General features: G+C 71.9%; 23 protein-coding genes. 11 read left to right on the forward strand and 12 right to left on the reverse strand.

All coding sequences use genetic code 11. The features are described from left to right. Positions 1 to 37 precede the first annotated feature (37 nt). Both IH26_RS0134430 and IH26_RS0134435 read left to right on the forward strand, forming a co-directional pair. Positions 38 to 634, forward strand: coding sequence for a glycine-rich domain-containing protein (locus IH26_RS0134430; RefSeq protein ID WP_051809031.1), 597 nt, complete (start codon positions 38 to 40; stop codon positions 632 to 634). A 71-nt stretch (positions 635 to 705) separates the two neighbouring features. After that, positions 706 to 1155 (forward strand): nitroreductase/quinone reductase family protein, encoded by a 450-nt coding sequence (locus IH26_RS0134435; RefSeq protein WP_084599302.1) that lies wholly within the window; start codon positions 706 to 708, stop codon positions 1153 to 1155. Here IH26_RS0134435 and IH26_RS0134440 read toward each other — a convergent pair. After that, the gene (locus IH26_RS0134440) at positions 1139 to 2152 is read right to left on the reverse strand and encodes a LacI family DNA-binding transcriptional regulator (protein WP_030440441.1); all 1014 of its coding nucleotides are present in this window, start codon (positions 2150 to 2152) and stop codon (positions 1139 to 1141) included. The genes IH26_RS0134435 and IH26_RS0134440 overlap by 17 nt on opposite strands. A 147-nt stretch (positions 2153 to 2299) precedes the next feature. Here IH26_RS0134440 and IH26_RS0134445 point away from each other — a divergent pair, with 147 nt between their 5' ends. The 4 genes from IH26_RS0134445 to arfA are packed head-to-tail and all read left to right on the forward strand — an operon-like array spanning position 2300 to position 6994. After that, complete coding sequence (locus IH26_RS0134445; RefSeq protein ID WP_030440442.1) at positions 2300 to 3628, forward strand: extracellular solute-binding protein; 1329 nt, start codon at positions 2300 to 2302, stop codon at positions 3626 to 3628. 13 nt (positions 3629 to 3641) lie between these two features. Beyond that, positions 3642 to 4592 (forward strand): carbohydrate ABC transporter permease, encoded by a 951-nt coding sequence (locus IH26_RS0134450; protein ID WP_051809033.1) that lies wholly within the window; start codon positions 3642 to 3644, stop codon positions 4590 to 4592. A 1-nt stretch (position 4593) separates the two neighbouring features. Then, positions 4594 to 5481, forward strand: a complete 888-nt coding sequence (locus IH26_RS0134455; protein WP_030440444.1) for a carbohydrate ABC transporter permease — start codon at positions 4594 to 4596, stop codon at positions 5479 to 5481. Positions 5482 to 5485: 4 nt separating this feature from the next. After that, complete coding sequence (arfA, locus tag IH26_RS0134460) at positions 5486 to 6994, forward strand: arabinosylfuranosidase ArfA (protein WP_030440445.1); 1509 nt, start codon at positions 5486 to 5488, stop codon at positions 6992 to 6994. A 262-nt stretch (positions 6995 to 7256) separates the two neighbouring features. On the opposite strand, the gene IH26_RS0134465 is transcribed toward arfA, so the two are convergent. The 7 genes from IH26_RS0134465 to IH26_RS0134495 all read right to left on the reverse strand — a co-directional run bounded on the left by IH26_RS0134465 (position 7257) and on the right by IH26_RS0134495 (position 18270). Then, positions 7257 to 11396, reverse strand: a complete 4140-nt coding sequence (locus IH26_RS0134465) for a glycoside hydrolase family 38 N-terminal domain-containing protein (protein ID WP_030440446.1) — start codon at positions 11394 to 11396, stop codon at positions 7257 to 7259. Then, positions 11393 to 12481, reverse strand: a complete 1089-nt coding sequence (locus IH26_RS0134470; protein ID WP_030440447.1) for a Gfo/Idh/MocA family protein — start codon at positions 12479 to 12481, stop codon at positions 11393 to 11395. Before IH26_RS0134470 ends, IH26_RS0134465 begins: the two co-directional genes overlap by 4 nt. 4 nt (positions 12482 to 12485) lie before the next feature. Further along, positions 12486 to 13358, reverse strand: coding sequence for a carbohydrate ABC transporter permease (locus IH26_RS0134475; RefSeq protein WP_030440448.1), 873 nt, complete (start codon positions 13356 to 13358; stop codon positions 12486 to 12488). Between the two features lies 1 nt (position 13359). Then, positions 13360 to 14313, reverse strand: coding sequence for a carbohydrate ABC transporter permease (locus IH26_RS0134480; RefSeq protein ID WP_084599304.1), 954 nt, complete (start codon positions 14311 to 14313; stop codon positions 13360 to 13362). Between the two features lie 67 nt (positions 14314 to 14380). Further along, positions 14381 to 15670, reverse strand: coding sequence for an ABC transporter substrate-binding protein (locus IH26_RS0134485; RefSeq protein WP_030440450.1), 1290 nt, complete (start codon positions 15668 to 15670; stop codon positions 14381 to 14383). Between the two features lie 165 nt (positions 15671 to 15835). After that, a complete protein-coding gene (locus tag IH26_RS0134490) occupies positions 15836 to 17503 on the reverse strand; it encodes a hypothetical protein (protein ID WP_051809035.1) in 1668 nt (555 codons plus the stop codon). Beyond that, positions 17500 to 18270 (reverse strand): DUF6807 domain-containing protein, encoded by a 771-nt coding sequence (locus IH26_RS0134495; protein ID WP_030440452.1) that lies wholly within the window; start codon positions 18268 to 18270, stop codon positions 17500 to 17502. The genes IH26_RS0134490 and IH26_RS0134495 overlap by 4 nt, the downstream gene beginning before the upstream one ends. 220 nt (positions 18271 to 18490) lie before the next feature. On the opposite strand from IH26_RS0134495, the gene IH26_RS0134500 reads away from it, so the two are divergent. The 5 genes from IH26_RS0134500 (at position 18491) to IH26_RS0134520 (ending at position 21240) form a co-directional block, all read left to right on the forward strand. Continuing rightward, positions 18491 to 18940 carry a GntR family transcriptional regulator gene (locus IH26_RS0134500; protein WP_281179817.1) on the forward strand — a complete coding sequence of 150 codons (450 nt, stop codon included), beginning with the start codon at positions 18491 to 18493 and terminating at the stop codon, positions 18938 to 18940. 11 nt (positions 18941 to 18951) lie between these two features. Next, positions 18952 to 19833 (forward strand): PhzF family phenazine biosynthesis protein, encoded by an 882-nt coding sequence (locus IH26_RS0134505; RefSeq protein ID WP_030440454.1) that lies wholly within the window; start codon positions 18952 to 18954, stop codon positions 19831 to 19833. 75 nt (positions 19834 to 19908) lie between these two features. Then, the gene (locus IH26_RS0134510) at positions 19909 to 20340 is read left to right on the forward strand and encodes an SRPBCC family protein (protein WP_030440455.1); all 432 of its coding nucleotides are present in this window, start codon (positions 19909 to 19911) and stop codon (positions 20338 to 20340) included. After that, positions 20333 to 20704, forward strand: a complete 372-nt coding sequence (locus tag IH26_RS0134515) for an ArsR/SmtB family transcription factor (protein WP_051809040.1) — start codon at positions 20333 to 20335, stop codon at positions 20702 to 20704. Before IH26_RS0134510 ends, IH26_RS0134515 begins: the two co-directional genes overlap by 8 nt. A 35-nt stretch (positions 20705 to 20739) precedes the next feature. Then, complete coding sequence (locus IH26_RS0134520) at positions 20740 to 21240, forward strand: DUF4395 domain-containing protein (protein WP_211268802.1); 501 nt, start codon at positions 20740 to 20742, stop codon at positions 21238 to 21240. 360 nt (positions 21241 to 21600) lie between these two features. Here IH26_RS0134520 and IH26_RS0134525 read toward each other — a convergent pair whose 3' ends face one another. The 4 genes from IH26_RS0134525 to IH26_RS0134540 form a co-directional block, all read right to left on the reverse strand. After that, the gene (locus IH26_RS0134525) at positions 21601 to 22056 is read right to left on the reverse strand and encodes a VOC family protein (RefSeq protein WP_034216576.1); all 456 of its coding nucleotides are present in this window, start codon (positions 22054 to 22056) and stop codon (positions 21601 to 21603) included. A gap of 506 nt (positions 22057 to 22562) precedes the next feature. Further along, positions 22563 to 22913: a hypothetical protein gene (locus IH26_RS0134530; protein ID WP_030440459.1), complete on the reverse strand. Its 351-nt coding sequence runs from the start codon at positions 22911 to 22913 to the stop codon at positions 22563 to 22565. 112 nt (positions 22914 to 23025) lie between these two features. Next, a complete protein-coding gene (locus IH26_RS0134535) occupies positions 23026 to 23535 on the reverse strand; it encodes a carboxypeptidase-like regulatory domain-containing protein (RefSeq protein WP_030440460.1) in 510 nt (169 codons plus the stop codon). A 70-nt stretch (positions 23536 to 23605) separates the two neighbouring features. Further along, positions 23606 to 25519 carry a hypothetical protein gene (locus IH26_RS0134540; protein ID WP_030440461.1) on the reverse strand — a complete coding sequence of 638 codons (1914 nt, stop codon included), beginning with the start codon at positions 25517 to 25519 and terminating at the stop codon, positions 23606 to 23608. Positions 25520 to 25645 lie beyond the last annotated feature (126 nt).

Genomic DNA, 25645 nt, shown 5'->3' on the forward strand with positions numbered 1-25645 from the left:
GATTGACCGTTGCCTCGACGGCTCGCAGGCTGGATCGATGAGGTGGAGCGGATCCGGTGCCCGGCGAACCGCCCGGCGGCTCGCCGTCGTCGACGGCTACCGGTTCCCGGCCGGCGTCCGCCACCGGTTCACCGTGGCGCGCGGCGACCTCGGCACCGCCGAGGTCGCCCTGGTGCAGAGCGCGGCCCGGCAGTGGTTCCGGCTGGCCGCCCGCCACCCCACGGCCCGCTTGGCGATGCCCTCGGTCGTCGTCGACGATCTGTGGCGCGAGATGGTCCGCGACACCCGCGACTACGCCGAGTTCTGCGCCGCCGCGTTCGGCCGCCCGTTGCCCCGCCCGCCGGAGCCCGAGGCGGACCGCCCGGCCCGGCTGGCCACCACGTTCCGCCTGGCTCGGGAGGACGAGCCGGGCCGGGAGGACGAGCCGGGCCGGGAGGACGAGCCGGGCCCGCCCGCGGCGTTGCCGCTGCTGTTCCGCGTCGACCGGGAGCTGGGCGTGCCGGGCGGCGCCTACTACCTGGCCGACTGCGGCGGCGGCTGGGAGGTCTGCCACGGGATGCCCGGAGCAGCCTGCCTGAGGCACATCACCGGCATCAGGTACGCGCGCCGCTGGCTGGTGCGCTTCGACTCTTGATCCATCCGCTCTAGGATTCCCGCCGGGGACCTACCCCGTGGCGGAAGAGGTGGCTGACCTTGTGGAAGAGGATGTGGCGGGCCGTCGGCGCGTGGCCCGGCTTCACCCCGGTGGCCCGCAGCCTGGTCGGTCTCGACAAGTGGCTCGGCCGGATCAGCCGCGGGCGGGTGGTCGCGCTGGGCATGGCCCCGTCGCTGATCCTGACCACCACCGGGCGCCGCTCCGCGCAGCCCCGTAGCTGTCCGCTGCAGTTCGTCCGGGACGGCGACGACCTCATCGTGATCGCCTCCAACTGGGGCGGGGCGAACGACCCGGGCTGGGCCTGGAACCTGCGCGCCGACCCCACCGCCCGGGTGCTGCTGGGCGGCCGCGACTTCCCGGTCACGGCCCGGGAGACCGAGGGCGCCGACCGCGACCGCCTCTGGCGCCTGATCGTCGACCAGTGGCCGGGGTATCAGGCGTACCAGACCCGCGCGTCCCACCGGGAGCTGCGCATCTTCCGCCTCACCCCGGCCGCCTGACCGCCGGCTTGCTGCTTTCCCGGGGCAGGATCCGGTACGGGATGGTGACCCGTCGCGGGCGCCGGCCGGGCTCGGCGATCCGCTCGATCAGCAGGTCGATCGCCACCTCGGCCAGCCTCGCCTTGTCGATGCCGACCGTGGTCAGCGGGGGCACGGCGTACCGCCCGTCGGTGATGTCGTCGTAGCCGGCGACGGAGACGTCGTCGGGGACCCGGATGCCCCGGCGCCACAGCGTGTTGAGCGCCCCGAGCGCCTGCGAGTCGGTCAGGCAGAAGATCGCGTCGGGCAGCGGGCAACGGTCGAGGTACTCGTCGAGGGCCGCGGCCGCGGCGGCGGTCGTCCAGGTCGGGTTGGGGATCTCGAGGTCGGCCGAGGGGGCGAGGCCGGCGGCGGTGAGCGCCTGGCGGTAGCCCTCGCGGCGGAGGCGGGCGCTCTCCGACACGAACAGGCCCAGCATCGCGATGCGGCGATGCCCGAGGCCGATGAGGTGCTCGACCAGGTCCCGGCTGGCCGCCACGTTGTCGACCCAGACATGGTCGGTGGTGTCCTGCCGTACCTCGCCGAGGAAGACCATCGGCGGGGTGACCGGGGTCGGCTGGAGGGCGGCGCTGGTGAGCAGCACCGGGCTCATGATCAGGCCGTCGATCAGGTGCCGCCGGGCCTGGGACAGCAGGTGCCGCTCCCGCTCGTAGTTGTCGAAGCCGGTCTCCTCGATCTGCACCCCGAGGTCGCGCCCGGCGGCGGCGAGCGCGAACTCGCGGATCAGCTCGGCGGAGTACGGCGAGCTGAGATTCGGCAGGGCCAGGCAGATCAGGCCGCTGCGGCCGTTGCGCAGGCCGCGCGCGGAGAAGTTCGGCACGTAGTTCAGGGCGGCCACGGCCGACTCGACGCGGGCGCGCACCTCGGGGCTGAACCGCCCGGTGCCGTTGACCACATTCGACACCGTCTTCGCCGAGACCCCGGCGTGGAGGGCCACGTCCTTCAGCGTCACCCGCATCTGCCGCGCTCACCCCGCCTCCACAGCTTTCTCATCATACGAAGGCCTCTTGCCAACCCGGCCCCCGGAAACAATCCTGACGCTTACTCCCCGATTCAACGTTGAACCACGACCGGACGCAAGGCCGGGCGGAGGAGGGCGGAGCTCATGACCGGACCGATGTCACGCCGTACGCTCATGAAGGGTGTTTTCGCCGGTCTCGGCGCCGCTTCTCTCGCCGCCTGCTCCTCCCCCGTTGGCGCCGGGATCGCCGGCACCCCGATCGATCCCGGCACCGTCGACTACTGGAATCTCTTCGGTGGCGGCGACGGCGTCCGGATGCAGCAGATGGAGGACGCCTACCGCAAGGCGAACCCCGGCACACCCCTGCAGGCGGTCACGCTGGCCTGGGGGAACCCGTACTACACCAAGCTCACCCTGGCCACCGTCGGCCGCAAGCCGCCGAACGTGGCGGTCTCGCACCTGACCCGGATGAAGACCCTGCAGGCGGCCGACCTGCTGGAGGAGCTCAAGCCGGCGGATCTCGCCCGGCACGGGATGTCGGCCGAGATGTTCAACCAGCGCGCCTGGAACGCCGGGCTGGTCGGCGGCAAGGCGTACGCGATCCCGATCGACACCCATCCGTTCGTGCTGTTCTACAACACCAAGATCTGCGGGCAGGCCGGCCTGCTGGACGCGGCCGGCAACCTGGCGCCGATCGCCGGGCCCGACGCCTTCACCGAAGCGCTGGCCAAGGTGCAGAAGGTGACCGGCCAGTTCGGCGCCACGCACGGGATCAACGGCGACACGGCGACCCCGTGGCGGCTCTTCCAGACGCTCTATTCCCAGCTCGGCGGCGAGGTGCTCGGCGACGAGGGCACCAGGGTGGTGCTCGACGACGCCAAGGCCACGCAGGTGCTGTCCTTCCTGCGTACCCTCACTGTTGAAAAGAAACTGATGCCGGGCAGCATCGACTACCAGGGCGCGATCGCGCTGTTCGCGAACGGCGCGGCCGGCTTCCACCTCAACGGCGAATGGGAGATCAGCACCTTCCAGACCGCGAAGATGCCGTTCGGCATGACGCTGGTGCCCAACGTCTACGGCGGCACCTACGCGGTCCAGGCCGACTCGCACACGCTGGTCGTCCCGAAGGGCGGCGCCGCCGCGAGCGGCCAGCTGGACCGGTCGCTGGGCTTCATCAAGTCGATGCTCGACCAGAGCATGACGTGGGCGCAGGGCGGCCACATCCCGGCCTGGCTGCCGGTCGCGCAGAGCGACGCCTTCAAGAAGCTCACCCCGCAGTCGAACTACGCGGCGGCCGCGGACTCCGCGGTGTACGACCCGCCCGGCTGGTACTCCGGCTCCGGCTCGGACTTCGAGAACATCATGGGCTCGGCCATCGGCGCCGTCGAAGCCGGCCAGTTGGCGCCGGACGCCGCGATCGCGCAGATCCGGACCAAGCTCTCCGCGCTCGCGAGCACAGCGTCGCCGGTCTGAGGAGGTACGCACCGTGACCATCACCGCCGACTACGAGACCGTCGAGGACCGGCCGGTCCGGCCGGTCGACCCCGACACCACCCGCGTCACCGAGCACGGCCACGCCCGGCCCGCCTGGCTCATGATGACGCCGTTCCTCGCGCTGTACCTGCTGTTCATCATCGGACCGTCGATCTACATGATGGTGATGAGCTTCTTCGACACCAGCCTCACCCGGCCGGGGCTCGGCGGCTTCGCCGGGTTCGGCAACTTCGCCGAGGCGCTCGGCAGCTCCGACTTCTGGTCGTCGATGTGGCACACCGTCTGGTTCACCATCCTCACCACGCCGCCGCTGGTCGTGCTGGCCTTCGTCTTCGCGCTGCTCGCCGACCGGGCCAGCCGCGGACGGTGGTTCTTCCGGCTCGCGTTCTTCCTGCCGTACATCCTGCCCTCGGCCGTGGTGGCGCTGATCTGGCTCTGGCTGTACACCCCGCAGCTCGGCCTGCTCAGCAAGATCGTGACCGGCCTGGGCCTCACCGAGCCGAACTGGCTCGGCGACCCGAGCCTGGCGATGTGGTCGCTGGCCTTCACGACCGTCTGGTGGACGCTCGGCTTCAACTTCGTGCTCTACCTGGCCGGCCTGCAGGACATCCCGCGGGACCTGTACGAGGCGGCCGCGATGGACGGGGCGGCGCCGTGGCAGCAGATCCGGCGGATCACCATCCCGATGCTCCGCCGCACCACCTCACTGGTGATCGTGCTGCAGATCATCGCGTCGCTGAAGCTCTTCGACCAGCCGTACCTGATGACCAGCGGCGGCCCCAACTACGCCACCCGGCCCGCCCTCGAATACGTGTACGACATGGGGTTCACCGACTTCCGCACCGGCTACGCCGCCGCGGTGTCGACGCTGTTCTTCATCCTCGTGCTCGCCGTGTCCGCCGTGTGGGTGTTCCTCACCCGCCGCCAGGAACAGGGGTTCTGACATGACCACGCTCGCCACCGGCACCGGGGTGCGCAAGGGCACGCGTACGGAAGTGACCCAGGCCGTGGTGGACCGCCGGCTGAAGGTGTTCAACGGGGTCTGCGTGGGGGTGCTGATCGCGTTCGCGCTGATCTGGCTGGTGCCCGTCCTGTGGGCGATCGACACCTCGCTCAAACCCAACGCCGAGACCACCAGCACCACGTGGTGGATCGACCACCCCACGCTGGACTCGTACCGCACCCTTCTCGCCCAGGGCGACATCTGGAACTGGTACGCGTCGAGCTTCATCACCTCGCTGGCCACCGCGGCCGGCACCGTGCTCGTCGGCAGCATGGCCGCGTACGCGCTGTCCCGGATGCGCTTCCGCTACCGCTGGGTGGTGTTCTGGTTCATCCTGATCGGCATCATGATCCCGCAGCAGGCGCTGATCGTGCCGCAGTTCCGGGAGTTCGGCGCGCTGCACCTGCTGAACACGTACTGGGCGGTGATCCTGCCGCAGATCCCGGCCGCGATCGCGGTGTTCATCTTCAAGCAGTTCTTCGACAACCTGCCGCGCGACCTCGACGAGGCGGCCCGGGTGGACGGCGCCGGATTCTTCCGTACGTACTGGCGGATCGTCCTGCCGCTGAGCCGGCCGGTGGTCGCCGCGGTGGCGATCTTCACGTTCGTGTGGAGCTGGAACAACCTGCTCTGGCCGCTGCTGGTGCTGTCGAACCCCAAGCTCATGACCATCCCGGTCGGCCTCGCGACCGTCCAGGGCAGCTACGGCATCCGGTACGCGGACACCATGGCCTCCGCGGTCCTCGGCGCGCTGCCGCTCGTGCTGATCTTCCTGTTCTTCCAGCGCCGCATCGTCGAGGGCATCGCCGGCACCGGCCTGAAGGGGTGATCTCGTGCGGCACGCGTCGCTCGCCGTCGACCCGGCCCAGCGGGTGTCCGAGGTGGACCCGCGGCTCTACGGATCGTTCGTGGAACACCTGGGCCGGTGCGTCTACACCGGGATCTACGAGCCCGGCCACCCCGAGGCCGACGAGGCCGGGTTCCGGCGCGACGTGGCCGGCCTGGTCCGCGAGCTCGGCGTGCCGCTGGTGCGCTATCCCGGCGGCAACTTCGTCTCCGGGTACGACTGGGAGGACGGCATCGGACCGCGCGAGCGGCGCCCCCGCCGGCTCGACCTGGCGTGGCGCTCGATCGAGACGAACCAGGTCGGCGTGGACGACTTCGTGCGCTGGTGCCGCGGGGTGGGCAGCGAGCCGATGATGGCGGTCAACCTCGGCACCCGGGGCCTGGACGCGGCGCGCCACCTGGTCGAGTACTGCAACCACCCGTCCGGCACGTACTGGTCCGACCTGCGGCGCGCGAACGGAACAGAGCAACCGCATGACGTACGGCTGTGGTGCCTGGGCAACGAGATGGATGGCCCGTGGCAGATCGGCCACAAGACCGCGTACGAGTACGCCCGGCTGGCCGCCGAGACCGCCAAGGCGATGCGCCGCGTCGACCCGCGCATCGAGTTGTCCGCGTGCGGCAGCTCCCACCAGCAGATGCCCACCTTCGGCGAGTGGGAGGCGACGGTCCTCGAGGAGACCTACGACCTGGTCGACTACGTCTCCCTGCACACCTACTACGAGCAGGCGGGCGACGACCGGGACAGCTTCCTCGCCCGCGCCGTGGACCTCGGCCACTTCATCGACGCGGTGGTGTCGACCTGCGATCATGTACGCGCGAAGAACGGCCACCGCAAGCGGGTGAACCTGGCGGTCGACGAGTGGAACGTGTGGTACCAGAGCCGCTTCGCCGGCGAGGAGAACCTGGACTGGGCCGAGGCGCCCCGCCTGATCGAGGACACCTACTCGGTGACCGACGCGGTCGTGGTCGGCGACCTGCTCATCACCCTGCTCCGGCACGCCGACCGGGTGAAGATCGGCTGCCTGGCCCAGCTGGTCAACGTCATCGCCCCGATCCGCACCGAACCGGGCGGCCCGGCCTGGCGGCAGTCCACGTTCCACCCGTTCGCCCTGACCTCCCGATATGGCCGCGGCACGGTCCTGCGCACCGACCCGGTGGCGCCGACGCACGAGACCGCGGCCCAGGGGGAAGTCCCGCTGCTGGCCACGGTGGCCCTGCACGACGACGAGTCCGGCGGCGTCACGCTGTTCGCCGTCAACCGGGACCAGCGGCAGGCCCTGACCTTGGACCTGGATTTGCGAGCCTGTCCCGGCCTGGTGACGGGAAAGCACGTCGCCGTCCACGACGACAACCCGGAGGCGACGAACACCACCGAGGAGCCGGACCGGGTCGCACCCCGCTCGCTCGAGGATGTCAAGGTGGCGGACGGGCGAGCGACCGTGCTCTTGCCGGCGATGTCCTGGAACATGATCCGGCTACCGGGCGACCGCTGAGGCCAGGCATCTTTCGCGCCCGAGGTGGGCGTTGGTGACCTGCGTGCTGTTCTGTGCCGGCTTGGTGGGTGGCCTGGGCTTGCCATGGCCACCCACCAAGCCCGACCGGCCGCACCAACAGCGACCACGCAGCCCCGGGCCATGGCAAGCCCCGGCCACCCACCAAGCCCGACCGCCCCCACCAACAGCGACCACGCAGCCCCGGGCCATGGCAAGCCCCGGCCACCCACCAGGCCCGACCGGCCGCCCAGAGCAGAACTGGTTACCGGCATGGCGGGGCGACGGCCAGCGAGACCGAGGCGGTGTAGGCGACCTCGCCCATGCCGACCACGCGGGCGAGGGCCCACCAGCGGGCGCCCGGGCGGGCCTCCGCCGCGGCTCGCACGGTGAACCGCAGCGTGTGAGATTCGCCGGCGGCCAGCCGGTAGCCCTGGATCCACGGGTCCACGGCCAGGTCGTCGTGGGCGTCGGCCCATGTTCCGTACGGGGAAAGCAGTTGGACCTCGCCGTGGACCGGGCCGGTGGCGAGGTTGCGCAGCCGTAGGGTCAGTGCGGTGCTGCCGCCCGGCGTCACCCGCACGTCGGCCGGGCTCAGGATGGCGTCGATGGCTGGCGGTGAGCCCGCGTCGGTGTGCTGCGGCAGCGCGACCACGGCCACATCTTCCAGGAGCTGACCGTACGGGTCGCGGATGCGGGCCGCCAGGTAGTGGTGGCCGGGCTCGCCGCCGGTGACGCGCAGGTCGAAGTGCTGGTGGCCGCCGGCGGGGAGGTCGTAGTCGAAGGGGCCGGCCGGCGAGACGCGGAGGCCGGGCGGGACGTCGAGGTCGACGCGGCCGCGGGCGGAGGAGGAAGAGGAGGAGGCGACGGTGATCCGCAGCGTCGCCGGGTCGATGTGGACGCTGACCGGGAGGTTGCCCAGTGGGGCGGGGCCCTTGTTGTGCAGCCAGTATCGGGTGGGTACGGGCTGGACGGGCTCGGTGGCGGGCTCGCCCGAGGAAGTGAGGGGCAGGCCGGGCCGGGCGACGACCGTGACCACGTCGGCGGGGGCCAGGTCGACCGTGACGTCCGGGCCGTCGGTGCCGACCGGTGGGCCGGGGCGCGGCTGTTCCAGAACATCCGCGGTGACCGGGCCGGTGAGGCCGCCGTGCAACCGGATCCGGGCCTCGACCGGCCGGCCATGCGGCTCGTAGAGGCGTACGGCGACGCGGTCCCCGTGCGGCTTGAGGGCGGTGAGCACGGCATCGGACGGCTCCACCGAGGCGAGGCCGGCGTGTGCGGGCAGGTCGCCGCCGCTCGCCGGGACCGGCTCGGCGATCAGGGGATGGTTGAGTTGCTGGCCGGCGCGGACGAAGCCGGCCCGGCGCCAGTCGCCCTCGCCGGCGATCAGGCTGTACCGGAAGGTGTGGCTCCAGTGCTGCAGGGCGAAGCCGGCGCCGTCGGGAGTGAACCGCTGCGGGCCGTCGATCCAGATGCCGCTCGGCCAGCCGGTGCAGGCGCGCATCAGGGAGAGGAACAGGCTGCCGTCCGGCGCGGCGACGAAGCCGGGCGTGCCGTGGTTGACCAGGGCGGCGGAATAGCCGGCCCAGGCCGGCTCGGTGTCCTCCCCGAGGTCGCCGATCTCGACGACGGCGTCCGAGAGGTCGGCGATCAGCGCGTCCACGCCGTCCGCGGCGACGATCAGGACCGGCAGGTCGCGGGGGCCGCGCAGGTCGGCGCCGGGGGTCCAGAGCTCGGCGCGGGGCTTGCGGGCGGGGACCAGGGTCCGGCCGGTACGGGCGAGCAGGTCCCGGTGCCCGGCGCCGGCCGAGTCGAGGACGGCGGTGGCGAAGGAGTTCTCGGCGCCGACCACCACCCGCACGTCCGGCAGGTTGGAGTCGGCGTCCAGGCTGCCGTACCGCGGGCCGCCGGGTTGGCCGGAGGTCGCGGTCACCCCCTGGCGGGCCAGGGCCACCAGCAGCGCCCGCGGGTCGCGCTCGCTGATCACCTCGGCGACGCCGATGGCGATCTGCCGTCCGCCGGTCCGCAGCCGTACGGTCGCGGAGAGCCCGGCCCAGGTGTGCGCGGGATTGTCCAGGGTCCACAGGTTTTCGGCGGCGTCCACCTCGGGGAAGCCGAACGAGCGTCCGATCGCGGCGAACCCCACCTCGGAGACCGGCAGCGCGCCGGGCAGGTCGAGGTCGAAGCGGACGCGCAGCAGCCGGTCCCGGCCGATCGAGCCGTCCACGTGGGTACGGAAGTCGATCCGGTCGGTGTCCCGCCACAGGATCACCTCGCGGGTGACCCGCAGCTGGTCGATCTCGGTGACCGCGACCAGGCGGTTCCCCGCCGGGCTGTACTCGGCCTGGACCGTGGCCGGCCGGTCCGCGAGGCCGCGCCCGGGGCCCTTGGGCAGCAGGTGCCAGGGTCCCTCGCCCCAGTGCGGGTGTTCCGCGTACTCGTCCTGGACCACGATCTCCGCGCCGAGGCCGCCGGGGCGCAGCAGATCCCGCCCGCTGCGCCGGTCGACGATCCGGGTCAGCGCGCCGCCCCGGCGAGGGTCGGCCTCGACCTCGAAGGCGTCGTTGCGGATGACGGTCTCCCCCATGGCGGGCCGCCAGCCGGGCACCGCGGCGGCCGCGTCCGCCTCGGTGACGTGCCAGGTGCGGTAGCCCAGGGCCGGCACGTCGCGGGCCGGCACCGACAGGGTGACCGCCGCGATGGTGCCGTCGGGGTGCCGGGCGACGCCCTCGGCGACCGCGGCGAGGGCGCAGCCCCGGTCGTCGGTCACCGCGACCGCGCGGGGGCCCGGCGCCGGGTAGTCGAGCCGGATCCGGGCGATGTCGTCGCGCGGCCAGGACAGGGTGTTGGCGACCAGCACCGCGCGGCCGGGGCCGGACGTGTCGGCCCGGGCGGCGAGGGCGCCGATCGCCCGCCGGCGGGCCGTGGCGCCCAGCTCGTACGCCTCCCGCCAGCCCGCGAGCAGGTCGAGGTAGACCTGGTCGGACTCGGTGCCGGTGACCGCGTCGTGGTGGGCGCCGTAGGCGAGCAGCCGCCACGCCTTGTCCAGCTGCTCGGCCGGGTAGCGGGCGCCCAGCAGCGCCGCCAGGGTGCCCAGCCGCTCGGCGTCGAGCACCAGCCCCTCGATCGCCCGCTGCGCCTGTTTGGTGTCGATGTAGGAGACGTCCTTGCCGGTGTAGACCGGGTTCATGTCCCGGGTCTGCGGCGGGAGCGCCGGGCGTTCCGCGCGGACCGCGGCGAAGAAGTCGCGGGGCAGGCCCATCACGAACCGCGGCCACACGTAGCGCTTCGCCCATTCGCGGTGGATCTCGGTGCACCAGCGGGACGGGATGTTGTGGTCGTGCCCGACCGGCAGCAGCACGTTGCGCGTCGCCGCCACCTTGCGCAGCTCGCGGAACTGGGCGTACGCCTCGGCGATGGCCTCTTCGAGAGTGTCCTTGCGTTCCAGGTCCCAGCCGGCCACGTAGTGGTTGGCCAGGTACGCGGTGGCCAGCCCGCGGCCGCTCGGCGAGATCCACTCGAACTCGCTGGGGAACTGCATGCGGGTGATGTCGCCGGTGTGCCGCTTGGCGCCGATGTGGTGGAACGGGCCGCGCGCCCAGGCGCTGGAGGTGAGCCCGGCGTCGGCCATCAGCCCGGGGAACGCCGGGTCGTGCCCGAAGACGTCGAGCATCCAGGCGCTCTGCGGGTCGCCGCCGAGCACGTCCCGCTGGTAGCCGATGCCCAGGGCCGCGTTGCGGATGGTCGACTCGGGGTGGGTCAGGTTGGTGTTGGGCTCGTTGTACATGCCGCCGACCAGCTCGACCCGGCCCTCGCGCAGCATCCGCCGCAGGTCCGCCCGGTCCTCGACGAAGACGTCCCAGTACGGCTTGAGGTAGTCGATCTCGGCGAGCACGAACCGGTAGTCGTCGTCCGTGCGTGCCGCGTCCAGATGCGCGCGGACCAGGTCGAACGCGGTCCGGACGAACGGCGGGCGCAACCTGTCCGCGCCGGGCACGTCGGGCAGTTGCTGCCAGAGTTCGGTGAAGCCGCGCTGGGTGTTCCACCAGACCGGGTCGTAGTGGAAGTGCGAGATCATCCACATGGTCCAGCCGGTGGCGGCGGCCCGCAGCGTGGCGTCGGCGCTGACCCGGCCGCCGTCGTGCTCGGCGATCACCGTGATCCGGTGGATCGAGCCCTCCGGCGCGGGAGCCGCCACGTGCACGCCGACCTCGACGACGCGCTGCTCGCCGGCGGTGAACGCGCCGGTGACCGCCGGTTCGGGGGTGCGGACGGCAGGACCTTCCACGCGTACGCGCAAGGGTGCGGAAGCCTGAGTGGCAGCGAGGGTGACCCGGACGACCTGCCGGGGTGCCGCGGCCGGCCCGAGGAAGAGATCGGTGTCCTCGACGGCGGTGATTCTCACGCGGTGTCCTCGGGGGTCCAGTCGAAGGGCTTGGCGGTGGCCCAGGCGGCGCCGGTCTCGCCGTAGAGAAGGCCGGAGCCGGCCGCCCGCCGGGTCAGTTCGGGCAGCCCGGTCAGGTCCCGCTGGGCCACCGGCACCGGCGCCGGTGAGTGCCGGACGGCCTCGGCGACCTCGGTGAAACCGCGGGTCTCGGCGAGCGGGACGAGCAGCCGTACGGCCGGATCGGCCAGGTGGGCGAGGAGGTTCTCCAGCAGATCGGTGTCCGGCCCTTCCTGGGTGTACGGCAGGACGGCGCTCCCCCGGGTGCCGTGCACGGTGATCACCGGCTCGGACTCCTCCTCCGCGCAGAGGGTGACCGCCACCGTGGCGGTGGTGCCGCGCGCGGTCACGATCCGGGCGCTCGCGGTGTCGTGCGCCTCGGCCGCCCGGGTGCGATAGGTGTCCAGTTCCACCCGCCGCACCGATTGGTCGCCGCCGGACCCGTCCAGGGTCACGGCGAGGGCGACCGCGTGCGCGAACGGGTTGGTCAGCGCGCCGTCGTTGACCACGGCGCCGCCCAGCTCGCGCCGGCCCGCCCAGCCGGAGCGCGCCCAGTACTCGGCCGGGCGCCACCACAGTCCGGTGCCGCCGATCGCCCGGATCTCGCCGAGGTCGCCGCGATCGATCCGGCGGCGCAGCTCGGCGACGGCGCCGGAGCCGAACGCCTGGAAGCCGACCTGGACCACCCGGCCGGTCTCGCGCTGGGCCCGTAGCAGCCGCTCCAGGCCGGCCAAGGTCGGCGCCGGCGGCTTCTCCAGCAGCAGGTGGGCACCGGCGCGCATGGCGGCCTCGGCCAGGTCGACGTGCGTGTGCACCGGAGTCACCAGGACGACCAGGTCCGGTTCGACGGCTTCCAGCAGCGTCATAGCGTCGGGGGCGAAGGGGGCGTCGCCGAGCAGCGCCCGCTGACCGGGATCGAGCGGTTGCGGGTCGGCGACGCCGGCCAGCCGGAGCCGCCGGGCCGCGTGCAGCCGGGCGATCCGCTCCAGGTGGCCGCGCCCGTGCCCGTGGGCGCCGATCAGGACGACCCGCGGCAGGTACGCCATCCGCTCAGTCCTTGAGGCCGGCGTTGATGTCGGCGCTCATCACGTACTTCTGGAAGACCAGGTAGATCGCCACCAGTGGGATCATGGACAGCACCGAGGCGCCCAGCAGGACCGACCAGTTCACGTTCTGCGCGCCGACGATGCTCGCCACGCCGATCTGCAGGGTGAACTGCCTGGGGTCGTTGAGGATGATCAGCGGCCAGAGGTAGTCGTTCCAGCGCCACTGGAACGAGACGATGGCGAGGGTCAGGATGATCGGCCGGGCCAGCGGCAGCATGATCCGCAGGAACGTCCGCATCTCGCCGGAGCCGTCGATGCGGGCGGCCTCCAGCAGGTCGTTCGGCACGGTGACGAAGAACTGGCGGAACATGAAGGTGCCGGTCGCGGTGATCACGGCGGGGACGACGACACCGCTGAGGCTGTTGTAAAGGCCGATGTTGCGGACGACGACGAACAGCGAGGGCAGCAGGGTCTCACCCGGCAGCATCGTGGTCGCCAGGATGCAGGCGGCGAAGACCTTGAGCCACCAGTTCCGGTACTTGGCGAGGGCGTAGCCGGCGGCGGCGCTCGCGACGATGGTCAGGACGGTCGCCGCGACCGCCACGATCAGCGTGTTGACGAAGTACCGGGCGACGTCGAACTGGGACCAGGCCTGGGTGTAGCCCGACACCGTCCACTTCTTCGGGAAGAGCGTGAGCGGGTACGTGAAGAGGTCGCCCGCCGGCTTGAAGGAGCTCAGCACGAACCACAGGCCCGGGAAGCCGTAGACGGCGGCGAGCAGCCACATGATCGAGCTCGTGCCGATCTTCCTCGGCAGGTCGCCCGTCCGGGCGGTCTTCCGCCGCCGCGGCACGGGCGGCTTGGTGGCCACGGCCATCTCAGGACCCCTTCCGGCGGTTGGCCAGCAGCTGCACGACCGCGATGATCACGAGGATCAGCATGAGGACGAACGAGGCGGCGCTCGCGTACCCGATCTGGTTGCGCCGGAAGCCGGTGGTGTAGATGTACTGAACGATCAGGTTGTTGTCGGTGCCGGGCCCGCCCGCGTTGACCGCGACGACCAACCCGTACTCCTTCATGCTGCCCAGCGTGCTGAGCAGCACCACGATGAAGGAGGTCGGCGCGATCGCCGGCAGGGTGATGCGGCGGAACTTCTGCCACGCGTTGGCGCCGTCCAGGTCGGCGGCCTCGTAGTACGCGGTGGGCACGTTCTTCAGGGCGGCGATGAACAGCAGCATGTTGAACGCCGTGTTCATCCAGGTCGCCGCGATGATCACAATGATCAGGGACAGGTTGGCGTCGGTCTGCCAGTCGACCGCCTTGCCGCCCAGCTCGGTGATGATGAAGTTGACCAGCCCGAAGTTCTCGCCGAAGATCCAGCGCCAGATGACCCCGGCGATGATCGGCGAGATCAGCCAGGGCAGGAAGAAGATCACCCGGGCCACGGTCTTTCCCCGGGAGTACGGGCTGACCATCAGGTACGCGGTGCCCAGCGACGCCACGAAGATCAGCGGGACGACGCAGGCCGTGTAGATCAGGGTGCGCTTGAGCGCCGCCCAGAACGCCGGGTCGTGCAGCAGCCGCTGGTAGTTGTCGGTACCGACCCAGGGCGCCGGGCCCACGCCGGTGTAGCTGGTGAAGGAGTACTTCAGCCCGATGACCGCCGGCCAGAGGAAGAAGAGCAGGAACAGCACCAGGTTGATCGAGATCATCAGCAGCGGCGCGGCCCAGTAGCTGTTGTGCTTCCGCCGGGGGCGCCATCGCGATGCCGTTCGGGCCGGCTCGCCGCCGGCCGGGATGCTCCGTGGCTCGGCCCGGACGCTGTCGACCATGCTCCCTCTCCTCCACTCGCCCGGCCACGTGGGCCCGCCGTCGCCGGCGGGCCCACGTGTCACCGCACTAGCCGATCTGCTGGTTCAGGCCCGCGACGATGTTGTCGGCCGTCTTCTGGGCGTCCTGCTTGCCGTTGACCAGTTTGGCCATCTCATCCTTGATCAGGCCGTCGTCGACCGACTTGCCGGCCAGCAACAGCTTGGTCCCGGTGGCCTGCCCGGAGGCGGAGATCGGGTCGGCGAGCTCCATCTCCTTGACGTACAGGGCGAACGAGTCGAGCGCGGCCTGCTTCTTGAACGGGTAGGTGAGCGTGAGGCCCTTCTCGATCGGCAGGTAGCCGTTGGTCTGGGCGAGCTTGGTGTAGTTGTCGCGCTGGAAGATGAAGTCGACCCACTTCTTGGCGGCCGCGGCCTTCGAGCCGTTGTTGAACGCGACGACCTTGCCGCCGAGGTTGATGTCGGTGGCGTGCACCGGCTGCGCCGGGGTGGGCGCGCTGGCCCAGTCGAAGTTGGTGATGCCGTCGGCGAAGTCGGCGACCTGCCAGACCCCGGAGAAGTACGCGACGACCTGGCCGCTCTTGAACAGCGCGTTCGGGTCGGCGCCGGCGCCCCAGACCGACTTGGGCATGATCACGTCGTTGTTCAGCTTGGCGAAGTCGGCCAGCGCCTGCACCGTGGTCGCGTCGGCCGGAGCGTACTTGCCGTCGGCGCCGAGCTGGAAGCCCTTGCCGCCGTGGTTGTAGATCCACGGGCGGATGCGGGCCGCCGACCGGTCGTACACCAGGTCGTATTTGGCCTTGGTCGCCGTGCGCACCTTGTCGGCGGCGGCGAGGAACTCGTCCCACGTCCAGGTCTTGCTCGGGTCGGTCGGGTAGGTGACCTTCGCCTTGTCGAACAGGGTCTTGTTGATGAACAGGCCGGCCGCCGTGACGTCGGACGGGATGGCCAGGACCTTGCTGTCCTGGGTCGTCAGCAGGTCCTTGTTGATGTTGTTGGTGGCGTTGTTCGCGGTCGCGGAGAGGTCCTGCAGCTGGTTGACCCAGAGGGTGTCCAGCGAGGGCACACTGGCCGTGTCGGGCAGCGAGTTGGCCTGCGCGGCCTGCTTGAGCTTGTCCTGGTAGCCGTCGTAGGGCACGTTGACGATCTCGACCTTGATGCCTTCCTTGGCCTCGAAGTCCTTGGCCAGGTCGGTGTAGCCCTGGTCCTGGGCGGAGGTCGAATACCAGAAGGTGATGCTCTTGGCGTCACCGGAGCTGCCACCGGAGGTGGAGGAGCATGCGCTGAGGGCGAGGGCGGTGACGACGCCGGCCGCCGCCCACCGCAAGCCTCCCCTCCGGAGCATTGCGAAATTCGTCATGGCTATCTCCTCGCAACAACATTTCATCGTCCAGTGGCGTCGGACTCTATGGGAAAGCGCTTACCTCGTCAACGCTCCTTTGCAAAGGTGAAATGCAAAGGTTTGTTGCCGGGAATCGGGAGCGCTCCCACGGGCGGCAAACGGAATCGTGCTATCCGGCTCGCGCTAAATTGCCGTTCCGATGCGCATTCGTAACCGGGACGGTGCTTTGGCACTGACGTACAGAAGCTCCCCGGACGCCGCGTCGGTACCGCCCAGGAACTCGTACTCCTCCCCCGGGTGGTAGCCCGGTTCGCTCTCCGCGGCCGGGGCAGGCCCCTCGACCGTCACGGTCAGCTCGTCGTCGCCGGCCCGGTAGCGCGCCACGGCCGGTCCCCCGTCCGGCGACGGGTCCAGCCGCCAGCCGCGCCCGTCGGTCAGGCGACGGGCGCCGGAGAGCGTGCCGCCGGGCCGGAAGGCCAGCTCCAGGCACCAGTCGACGGCCGGTCCGGAGACCGCCACGACCAGCTCGGCGCCCGTCTCCCCCGCCGATACCCGGATCTCCGTGTCCAGCGTGACGTCGTCGCGTTCCCGCCGGTCGAAGGCCATCGCGGCGCTGAACCGGCCGTCGTCGCCGAGCGCATAGCGGGCGTCCGGGCGCCGATCGGCGGCCGCCAGCGGCTGGTAGTAGGACGCGGAGACCGACTCCCGCAGGACCGCGACCGGGCCGGGCTCGACGGTCAGGCCGCCGGCCCGGAACGGCCCGAGGCCGAAGAAGACCCGCGACAGCCGGACGCTGTCCAGCACCGCCTCCCCCGCGACGACCCGCAGCAGCGTCGGCGAGTTGGCCAGGCCCGACCGGATCCGGCGATGCCGGGCGTAGTCCGAGCCGCCGAAGGCGACCGTGCTCACCCGCGGGTGGTGCGCGAGCAGAGTGCCGGCCGAGGCGAAGTGCCGCACGCGCGGGCGTTCCGGCCGGACGGCGGGCGGCAGCGGGCGGCCCAGCTCGGGGTCGAGCAGCAGCTGCGCGGCGACGTGGCCGGGCGCCACGATGCCCTGCTCCAGCGCCAGGCCGGCGGCCCAGGAGAGATCGCCGCGGCCGGTCGCCAGCGCCACCCGGCGCAGCGGCAGCAGGTAGGGGGCGAGTGGGTACGGCCGGTTCTGGTCCTGCCGCCGGGACAGCACGGTCTCCACCGAGCCGTCCGGCAGCAGCAGGTCCAGGGTCGCCGTGAGGTTGCGCTCGACCGCGCCGGCCAGCTCCGGCCGGTCGAACACCGCGGCGAGCAGCAGCAGCGACGGGTTCGAGACGAAGGCGGCGTAGTTCGGGCTGCGCTCGGAGTACAGCCCGTCCTCGTCGATGTCGACGCCCTCGGCCAGCCACTGCCCCACCCGCGCGGCCAGCTCCGGCCGGGGGTCCAGCCGGTACAGCCGGCCCAGCGCGGCGGACAGCTCCCAGCGGTGGTTGGGGGTGTGCACCCCGCCGGCGAGCAGGGCCGGGGTCGCGGCGTCCAGCAGCCGCGCGAGCTCCCGCGCGAGCGGCTCCTCCTTGTCACCCAGGAGAAGCGCCGCGTCGGCGAGATCGTTGACGGTGAACGCCGAGTCGGGCGGCGAGTCGACGTTGTCCCCGCCGCGGAACAGGCCGCCCGGGCCCTGCCGCTCACGCAGGGCGGCGGCCAGGCGCAGGGCGGTCTTCAACAGCTCGGGGTCGTCCCGCCCGGCCGCCACCAGGGTCAGGATCCGCTCGGCGAGGCGGCGGTGCTGGAGATGGCCCCAATCCTCGTCCTCGGCCATGATCGCGTCCACCTCGTGCACCAGCCCGGTGCGCACGGCGGCCAGGAAAGCCTGGTCGATCATGACGGCAGCCGGCCGTCGGCGACCAGGACCCGGATCTGCCTGGTCAGGGGCGTGCCCGGCGCGATCACGAGCGGATCGTGGTACGCCAGGGCGGCGCAGACCCCGTTGTACTCGTCCGTGCGCACGAACCACCGGTCGTCGCCCGCGAGGCCGCTGAAGACCAGGGTGTACGCGTCGTCCACGGTCACCGAGAGCCGCGGGTCGGCCGATCCGTGCGGCTCGCCGCCCGAGCCGACCGTCGCCCGCGCCGAGCCGGCCGGGAGCCGCCAGAAGAAGCCGCCGTAGCCCGCGCCGCCCTCGCGTCCGTTCGTGGCGGGGCTGCCGAGGGTCACCGGAGCCGGGCCGGGCGTGCTCAGCTCGTACGCGAAAATCAGCTCCCAACCGTGCGGCACGGCACCCGCGGTGATCGTGCGGTGCTCGCGCAGCAGGATTTCGCCCGCCGGACCGAGCCAGCTCAGCTCCTGCCCGAAGCCGCCCGCCACCGGCCGGGTCGGCCCCCCGACGATCCGGCCGTGGTCCTCGCGCCACACATAGCCCTGATCGCGGACGTAGGTGCGGCCACCCCACAAATTGGCGCCGTCGACGTCCTGCACGGTTATCGATACGCCGAGATGCCACGGGTGATCGGCCGGGAGTTCGTCGGTGACCACCGTCCCGGAAAGGGTGCGGACCGGATGCAAATAGGGGCGCGGCGCAAGCCGGGGATCGAGCTCCGGCTCGGCCACATAGGTGGCGACCGGCACCGCCCCGGCGTGCAATTCGGGCAAGCCTTCCTCCGGCTCTGGAAAACGGCGGCGGACACAGTTATCGATGGATTACCGGGCGCCCGGAATACGGTCGGCATGAGCAGCTTGCGGCGCCGCGGCCTCGACGTCAAGGGTTTGTCCTGACATTCTGAGGAACGCACCGACAAGCCCCCGTGATCGTCACCGAGGACGGACCCGCCGTGCCCGTGCCCGGGCGGCGCTGACCAGCCTCTTCGACGACCTGACCGCGGCCGGCCGGCGGCCCGGCACCGAGGTCCTGTTGTTCGAGCCGGACTGCGTCAACCGGCACGCGGCCCGGATGCTCGGCCTGCCGCCGACCGAAGGCCCCGTGCACGGCGAACGCCTGCGCCTCGCCGACGACGTACCCCTCGCCGTCCTGAGCAACTGGCTGCCGCCCCGCTTCGCCGGCCTGACCGCCGAGGCGCTCGCCGGCCAGAGCCTGTACCGGCTGATGGCCGCGTACAACGGGCGGCCCGCGGTGGCGAAGCAGCGGATCACCGTGAAGGCCGCCACGCCCGGGCAGGCCCGCCTGCTGCGGATCGCCGGCCACACCCCGCTGATCAGCATGCAGCGCACGGCCTTCGACAGCTCGGGTGCGGTCGTCGAGTTCTCCGACCACGTCTACCGCGCCGAGCACTACAGCATCGACGTGACCGTCTTCGCCCGCTAAGACTGAACGCCATGACTCGTTTCTTCCTCGTCGACGTGTTCGCCGACCGGCCGCTGACCGGCAACCCGCTGGCGCTCGTGCCCGACGCCGACGACCTGACCGTGCCGCAGATGCGGGCGATCGCCCGCGAGTTCAACCAGTCCGAGACCACCTTCCTGCTCCGGCCCGCGGAGGACGGGGTCGACTGGCGGCTGCGCTCGTTCACCCCGGCCGGCGTCGAGGTCGACGGCGCCGGGCACAACGCCCTCGGCGCGTGGCTCTGGCTGGCCGACCAGGGACTGACCGGGGACGGGCCGGCGACCACGATGCGGCAGCGGATCGGTGCCGAGATCCTCGCCGTCGAGATCCTGCGGGCACCGGGCGAGCCGGTCCGGATCGTGATGGACCAGGGCATTCCCGCGTACGGCAAGGAGGTCACCGACGTCGGACGGCTGACCGCCGCGCTCGGGCTGGAACCGCGGCACCTCGCCCCCGGCGCCGTCGCCCAGGTCGTCTCCACCGGCGTCGGGCACCTGCTCGTCCCGCTGGCCACCCGCGAGGCGGTCGACGCGGCCGTGGCGCACGACGGCGACCTCGCCGCGATCCTGGCGGCGGCCGGCGGCGAGGGCTGCTACCTCTACACGACCGCCGGCGAGGACGGGGCGGCCGCGTACACCCGCTTCTTCAACCCCACCGTCGGCATCGCGGAGGATCCGGCGACCGGGACGGCGGCGGGTCCGCTCGCCGTCGCCCTGACCCGGTCGGGCCGGGCGCCGGCCGGCGTGCCCGTCCTCATCGAGCAGGGCCACCGCCTCGGCCGGCCCAGCCGGATCCGGGTCGACGTGGCGGGCGACCGGGTGCGGCTCTCCGGCTCGGGGCTGATCTCCGCCCACGGCGAGCTCCGGCTGACCTGACCGCCGCCGTTGACCCGGCCAACGCCTTACCGTACGGTAATGCATTACCAAGCGGTAAGACGTGAGGAGACGGACATGCCCGAGGTCGCGCGTTCCATCGACATCCCCGCACCGCCGAGCGTCGTCTGGCGTCAGCTGTCCACGGCGGACGGCCTGCGCCGCTGGCTCTCCCCCGACCTCGAGATCGACCTGCGGGTCGGTGGCGCCTACCGCATGCCCGGCGGCGACGGGACCACCTGGATCAGCGGCGTCGTGCTCGACCTCGTGCCCGAGGGGCGCCTCACCCTCTCCTGGCTGGAGGAGCAGTCCGGCTGGCGCCATCCCGGCCGCCTGGTCATCACCCTCGAGCCGACCGCCGGCGGCACGCATGTCCGGCTGGTCCATGACGGCTTCGCCGGAATCGGGAAGTCCGGATGGCAGCAGACCGAGCAGGCGTACGAGCGGGGAGCCGACCGCCACCAGGTGCTGCGACTGCTGGCCGACGCCGTGACCGCCCGCGTTGCCTGACGACGCCGCGGGGCGGCCACCGGTTCCCGGCAGCGACGAGGCGTTCCGGGCGCTGGCCGACCCGACCCGCCGGCGCATCCTCGACCTGCTCGCCGACCACGGTTCGCTGACGGTCGCCGACCTGGTCGCGCAGTTCCCCGGCCTGGTCGCGTCGGGCATCTCCAAACACCTGATGGCGCTGCGCGCGGCCGGCCTGGTCACCGCCGTCCGCCGGGGGCGGCATCAGGTGTACGCGATCGACGCCGACGGGCTGGGCCGGGCGCTGGCGCCGTGGGCGGCCCGGTACGAGGCCTACTGGGCCGAGGCGTTGACCCGGCTGCGAGCGGCCTCCACCGGCACCGCCGGCACCGATCCCCGCGAATAGCCTACTATACCCATAGGCATAACGGAGGTGTGGCGATGCGGCGGCTGTTCAGCTTCCCGAACCCGGTCAACGAGGTGTCCGCGCGGGTCGTGGCGGGCGGCGTGGTCCTGATGTGCGTGGCGGCCATCGCCCTCGACCTGCCGTGGCTGACCGCGGTGATCGCGTACGGCTTCGTGGCGCGGGTGGCGACCGGCCCGACGCTCAGTCCCCTCGGTCAGCTGGCCACCCGGGTGATCACTCCGCGGCTGCGGCGGCCGGCCAAGCTGGTGCCCGGGCCGCCGAAGCGGTTCGCCCAGGGCATCGGCGCGCTGCTGTCGGTGAGCGCGGCCGTGCTCGCGCTGGGCGCCGGCCCGCGCCCGGCCGCCTACGTGCTGCTGGGGCTGGTGGCGGTCGCGGCCACGCTCGAGTCGGTCTTCGTGTACTGCATCGGTTGCAAGATCTTCGCGGGCCTGATGCGGCTCGGCGTGATCCCGGAGTCGACCTGCGAACTGTGCAACGACATCTGGAGCCGGCGACCCGCCCCCGCGGGGTCCTGAGCCGACTGGCGACCCGCGCCGGCGTGCTGGCGGATGCGAGCCCGCCGGGCCCGCGCGACTCTCGTCGAAACACCACCTCAGAAGGGGGTTTCGATGGTCACCATCGTGCTCGTGCACGGAGACTGGGCCGACGCGTGGGCGGCCGTGCTCGAGCGTCACGAGGAGAGGGGCCGCCGGGCGGTGGCTCCGCCGAACCTGCTGCGCGGGCCGGTCACCGACGCCGCGTACCTGCGTAGCTACCTGCGGACGATCGACGGTCCGATCGTGCTGGCGGCCCACCAGCCACGCCTCGCCGGCCTCGCACCCCGACAAGGTGGCCGGGCTGATCGTCGCGGCCGCCCACGCCGCGCATCCGCTGGGCTAGTGCTCCCAGGTGCGCCCGGGCAGCCGGGTGGTGACCTCCTGCAGCAGCCAGCCGTTGCCGTCGGGGTCGGCGAAGGACGCGTACGTAAGGTAGGACCGCCGCTGCGGGTCGACGCCGGGCACCAGGTTGCCGCCCTCGCGGTGGAACGGCTCGCTGACCTCGACACCGCGGTTGACCAGGTCCTTGCGGGCCGCCTCGACGTCGTCGACGACCAGCTCCAGCCGCTGCGCCGAGCCCGGCGCGACGCTGGTGAGACCCTGGCCGAACGAGATCGAGCAGTTCGAGTGCGGCGGCGTGAACTGCACCACCCGGACCTCGCCCAGGTCGAAGTCGGCGTCGAGCCGCCAGCCAAGGCGCTGATAGAAACCCTTCGCCCGGTCGACGTCGGCGACCGGCAGCGTCACGACCTCGAGCTTCATGTCGTAGCCGAGTTCCTGGCCGGTGTCGCTCATGGTGACCTCCCGTGGTCTGGTATCGACCACAGTCTGGGAGGTTCCGGCGCCCGTCGCGCCAGTAGAAACCCGGGTCACGGATAATGGGCAGAGGAGAGGCCCCTTCCATGTATGAGATGGAAGGGGCCTCGGCCCCAGCGGCCACCTTGGCCCGATCGCTCGGACCGCCTCGGCCGGCGGAGCACGCCACCATCACCCGGCAGAGCCATGGCGAACCCCGGTCGACTCGGTGCTCACCTCCCGGAACGGCGCCACTCCGGGTTGGCTTGCCAGTTCGGCGGGCCCTGTCGCGAGCTCTCGGCCCGGACGCTCGCTCTCGCGAACACCCGACCCTCGTGCCTGCTGACTGGCTCGGAAGTCTCCTTCCGACCCGGGCCTCCGTCTCTGGCGGCGTGCAAGATTTGTAGTCCTCGCGGGCCCCTATGCGCAAGACCCTGACCAGGACATCTTCAAGTTTTTCCGGGATGGCCCAGATCCTCCACAGGGCCGGCCCGGTTACCCCCAGATCAAGCCGTGTTATCCACCGGTTCATCCACAGGCCTCACCGGGTCCAGCGTTCGACGCGGAGGTGGGTGTCGGAGCCGAGCAGGAGGGTCGAGGTCCGTGGCCAGCCGGGGTTCGAGGCGCAGGTAGGTCTCCAGGTCCGGCGACACGCGGCCGGCGGCCGGGACGATCGGCTCGCCGGGCCGCTGCTCGGCGGCCAGCAGCCGCAGCGCCGCCGGGGACGGTTCGCGGGCCGTGTCGTTCGCGTGCGCCAGGACGGCGACCAGCGACAACGCCGTCAACGCCACCCCGGCGCCGGCGCGTAACCAGGCCCACCGCAGCGCCGCCACCCCCAGCGCGGCGGCGACCACCACGCGGAGCAGCGCGAAGAGCAGGTAACGAAGAACCGGTGCCCGCCGATCAGGGAGCCTGTCCGGGAGCTTTGCGCGAACCTTCCCCTTCCTGGAAGGCGGCCAAGAAATTCGATCAACTCAGGCCGGTGATGAGCCGGATGGTGACCGTCGTGTAGCGGCCGGCGGCGACGGTGACCGGCCGGGTCACCGGGCGCCGGGCCAGGGTGCCGCTGGTGGCGGCGGCCCGGATCACGTAGCTACCCGCCGGGAGCGCGACGGTGAACCGGCCGTCGGCGTCGGTGGCGAGGACGGTCTGGCCCGTCTTGTTCAGGACGACGACGCGGGCCGGCGCCGGGGTGGCGGGGCAGGGCGGGTCGGCGCGGTCCACCGGGCAGTTCAGGACGACCGTACGGCCGCGCAGCCCGGCGCCGGCGGGTGGCGAGGCGGACGGCGATGGCGTGCCCGCGGGCGCCGAGGTCGTCGGTGTGGGAGCGGCCGGCGAGGTGGCGGAGGCGCTCGGCTGCCGCGAGATCGTGCGAGTGGCGGGGCCGGAGGTCGGCGTGCCGGAATCGCAGGCGGCCGGCGCCACGGCGAGGAGCACGGCGAAGACCGCGATCGGCGTACGAAGGGAAACGCGTGGCATTCCGGTTGGACGCTCCCGCCGGACGAGGCGTTCCGGGCCGCCCCGGTGGGACGGCCCGGAACTCAGCGGGTCACGGCTGGATCAGGCTGATCCGGGTGGCCCAGTTCGCCAGCGCGGTGCGGGTGCCGCCGCAACTGCCGAACGGGGTGGCCTCGTACTGGGCCAGGGTGCAGGTCTGCGCGATGTACTCGGCGGCGACCCAGATGTTCGCCCCGTCCACCGCGGTGGCACCGTAGTCGCCCCAGCGCGGCCGCGTCGGGTTGTTGAACGCCTTGTATCCGGTGAAGCCGTCCTGCGGCCCGGCGCCGGCCTTGGCCAGGTAGATGGCCCCGGCCCCGGTGCGCCCGTCGAACGCCGAGTACGCCGCGGACGGGAAGTACCCGTCGCCGGCGAGGGTGAACGACATGACCCCGTGCCCGTCGGCGTTGACGCCGATCGCCGGGTACGTCAGGTTGTTCCCGGCGAGGCCGAGCTGACCCTGGGCCGCCAGGCCGGCGCCGAGGACGCCGTGCCGGATCTGCGGCCGGACGATGTACCAGCCGACGCCCGCCTTGGTCGCGCCGCCGACGGCGATCGCCGTGTCCAGCGCGCCGTACAGCTTGCCGTCCGTGTACGTCACCTGCTGCATGCGGGTGTCGTTGCTGTCCAGCGGCGACTCGACCTCGGGCTTGTCCGGGTCGGGCGCGCCGAGCAGGAACGTGGCGCACGGGTCGTCGTTGAGGCACTGGCCCAGCGGGAACGGCCCGGGCTTCTGGTTGGACAGCGGCGGCAGCGAGTACTTCCGCACGCCGACCCGGGTGTTCTGCAGCCGCAGATCCGGCCGGGCCCGGTCCAGCGATCTCGTGTTGGTCAGCGACCACGTCACGATGCTGGTCGAGACGTAGTCCTGGGTGCCGGTGGCCTCCTCGGCCGCGTTCGACGACAGGAAGTACGCCGTGCCGTTCTGGTCCTGGTCGTAGTCGCGGGTCGACGGCGACTGGGCCGGCCAGACGGTGAAGCCGTTCAGCCCCTGGTCGGCCGCGGTCGTGTCGAACTGGGTGACCAGCACGTCGGCGTCGCCCCGGGCGAGCGCCCGCTTGCTGAACGCGTACACCTGGGCGCTGTTGAACTCGGTGCCGAAGAACGAGTACTCGTTGGTCGTGAGGTAGAACCCGTTCGCGTCCACCCCGATGTGCGGGTAGTCGCCGATGCACGGGCAGAACGGATGCACCGGGGTGCCGTTGGTGCCGTCGTCCGTGACGTCGAGGCGGTAGATGTTCCAGGTGCCGGTCGGGTCGGCGGTCACCGCGATGTCGAGGTGGTTGTCGCCGGTGAGCTGACCGGCGGCGGTCGACTCGAGGGTGAGCACGGTCAGGAAGAACTGCCGCGTGGTGGGGTCGTACAGGCAGCTCGGGTCGGTGATCGAGGGCCCGAAGACGCCGGTCGTCCGGTTGATCGTCGGCGGGTAGCCGAAGAACGTGTTGAGGTCGACGACGCCGGTCTGGCCGCTGCCGTCCGGGTTGTACACCCGGAACGCGTCGTTGACGGCCTCGACGACGTGCCCGTTGCCGACGCAGAGCGCCTGGTCGGGCGGCTCCAGGCTGAACTGGTTGCCGTTGTTGGCGGTGCGCTGGTCGCGGTGGTTGAGCCCGTCGAAGCCGCGCAGCAGCCGCGGGTTGGTGTGCACCGTGCCGGCCGCGCTCGCCGCACTCTTCGACGCGCTCAGCGCGCGGCGCGACGGCGCCAGGCTGCGGTGCGCGCCGGCCGGCGCCGCGGTGGCGGCGGCGAAGCCGGCGTCGGGACCGGCCTCCCCCTGGCGCACCTCGGTGGCGATCGACGCGGGCAGGCCGCTGCCGGTACCGGCCACTTTGTAGGAGGCGGTGCCGACCTTGTGAACGATGCGGGGGCTGGCGGCGGGTGCCGCCGACGCGCTTGCGGGGACGCCGAGCGGGGCCAGGATGATGGCGAGGGCGGCGCCGGCGACCAGGGAACGTGTCCTGAGCATGGATCTCCTTCATCGATGAAGGCATCCACCCGCGTGCGGCAACAATCACGCAGGGTGATAGGTCGATGGCTAGTCTCGGCGCGTCGTGGGCGCTTGGGAAGCCCGGATGGAAAAGCCGTCGCTTTG

The sequence above is a fragment of the Actinoplanes subtropicus genome (genome assembly GCF_000721705.1).
Classification (GTDB): Bacteria; Actinomycetota; Actinomycetes; order Mycobacteriales; family Micromonosporaceae; genus Actinoplanes; species Actinoplanes subtropicus.

Coding starts and splice junctions, on each gene's coding strand:
- IH26_RS0134430 (WP_051809031.1), top strand. CDS start 38: ATGAGGTGGAGCGGATCCGGTGCCCGGCGAACCGCCCGGCGGCTCGCC.
- IH26_RS0134435 (WP_084599302.1), top strand. CDS start 706: ATGTGGCGGGCCGTCGGCGCGTGGCCCGGCTTCACCCCGGTGGCCCGC.
- IH26_RS0134440 (WP_030440441.1), bottom strand. CDS start 2,152: ATGCGGGTGACGCTGAAGGACGTGGCCCTCCACGCCGGGGTCTCGGCG.
- IH26_RS0134445 (WP_030440442.1), top strand. CDS start 2,300: ATGACCGGACCGATGTCACGCCGTACGCTCATGAAGGGTGTTTTCGCC.
- IH26_RS0134455 (WP_030440444.1), top strand. CDS start 4,594: ATGACCACGCTCGCCACCGGCACCGGGGTGCGCAAGGGCACGCGTACG.
- IH26_RS0134470 (WP_030440447.1), bottom strand. CDS start 12,481: ATGGCGTACCTGCCGCGGGTCGTCCTGATCGGCGCCCACGGGCACGGG.
- IH26_RS0134475 (WP_030440448.1), bottom strand. CDS start 13,358: ATGGCCGTGGCCACCAAGCCGCCCGTGCCGCGGCGGCGGAAGACCGCC.
- IH26_RS0134480 (WP_084599304.1), bottom strand. CDS start 14,313: ATGGTCGACAGCGTCCGGGCCGAGCCACGGAGCATCCCGGCCGGCGGC.
- IH26_RS0134485 (WP_030440450.1), bottom strand. CDS start 15,670: ATGACGAATTTCGCAATGCTCCGGAGGGGAGGCTTGCGGTGGGCGGCG.
- IH26_RS0134490 (WP_051809035.1), bottom strand. CDS start 17,503: ATGATCGACCAGGCTTTCCTGGCCGCCGTGCGCACCGGGCTGGTGCAC.
- IH26_RS0134505 (WP_030440454.1), top strand. CDS start 18,952: ATGACTCGTTTCTTCCTCGTCGACGTGTTCGCCGACCGGCCGCTGACC.
- IH26_RS0134510 (WP_030440455.1), top strand. CDS start 19,909: ATGCCCGAGGTCGCGCGTTCCATCGACATCCCCGCACCGCCGAGCGTC.
- IH26_RS0134520 (WP_211268802.1), top strand. CDS start 20,740: ATGCGGCGGCTGTTCAGCTTCCCGAACCCGGTCAACGAGGTGTCCGCG.
- IH26_RS0134525 (WP_034216576.1), bottom strand. CDS start 22,056: ATGAGCGACACCGGCCAGGAACTCGGCTACGACATGAAGCTCGAGGTC.
- IH26_RS0134535 (WP_030440460.1), bottom strand. CDS start 23,535: ATGCCACGCGTTTCCCTTCGTACGCCGATCGCGGTCTTCGCCGTGCTC.
- IH26_RS0134540 (WP_030440461.1), bottom strand. CDS start 25,519: ATGCTCAGGACACGTTCCCTGGTCGCCGGCGCCGCCCTCGCCATCATC.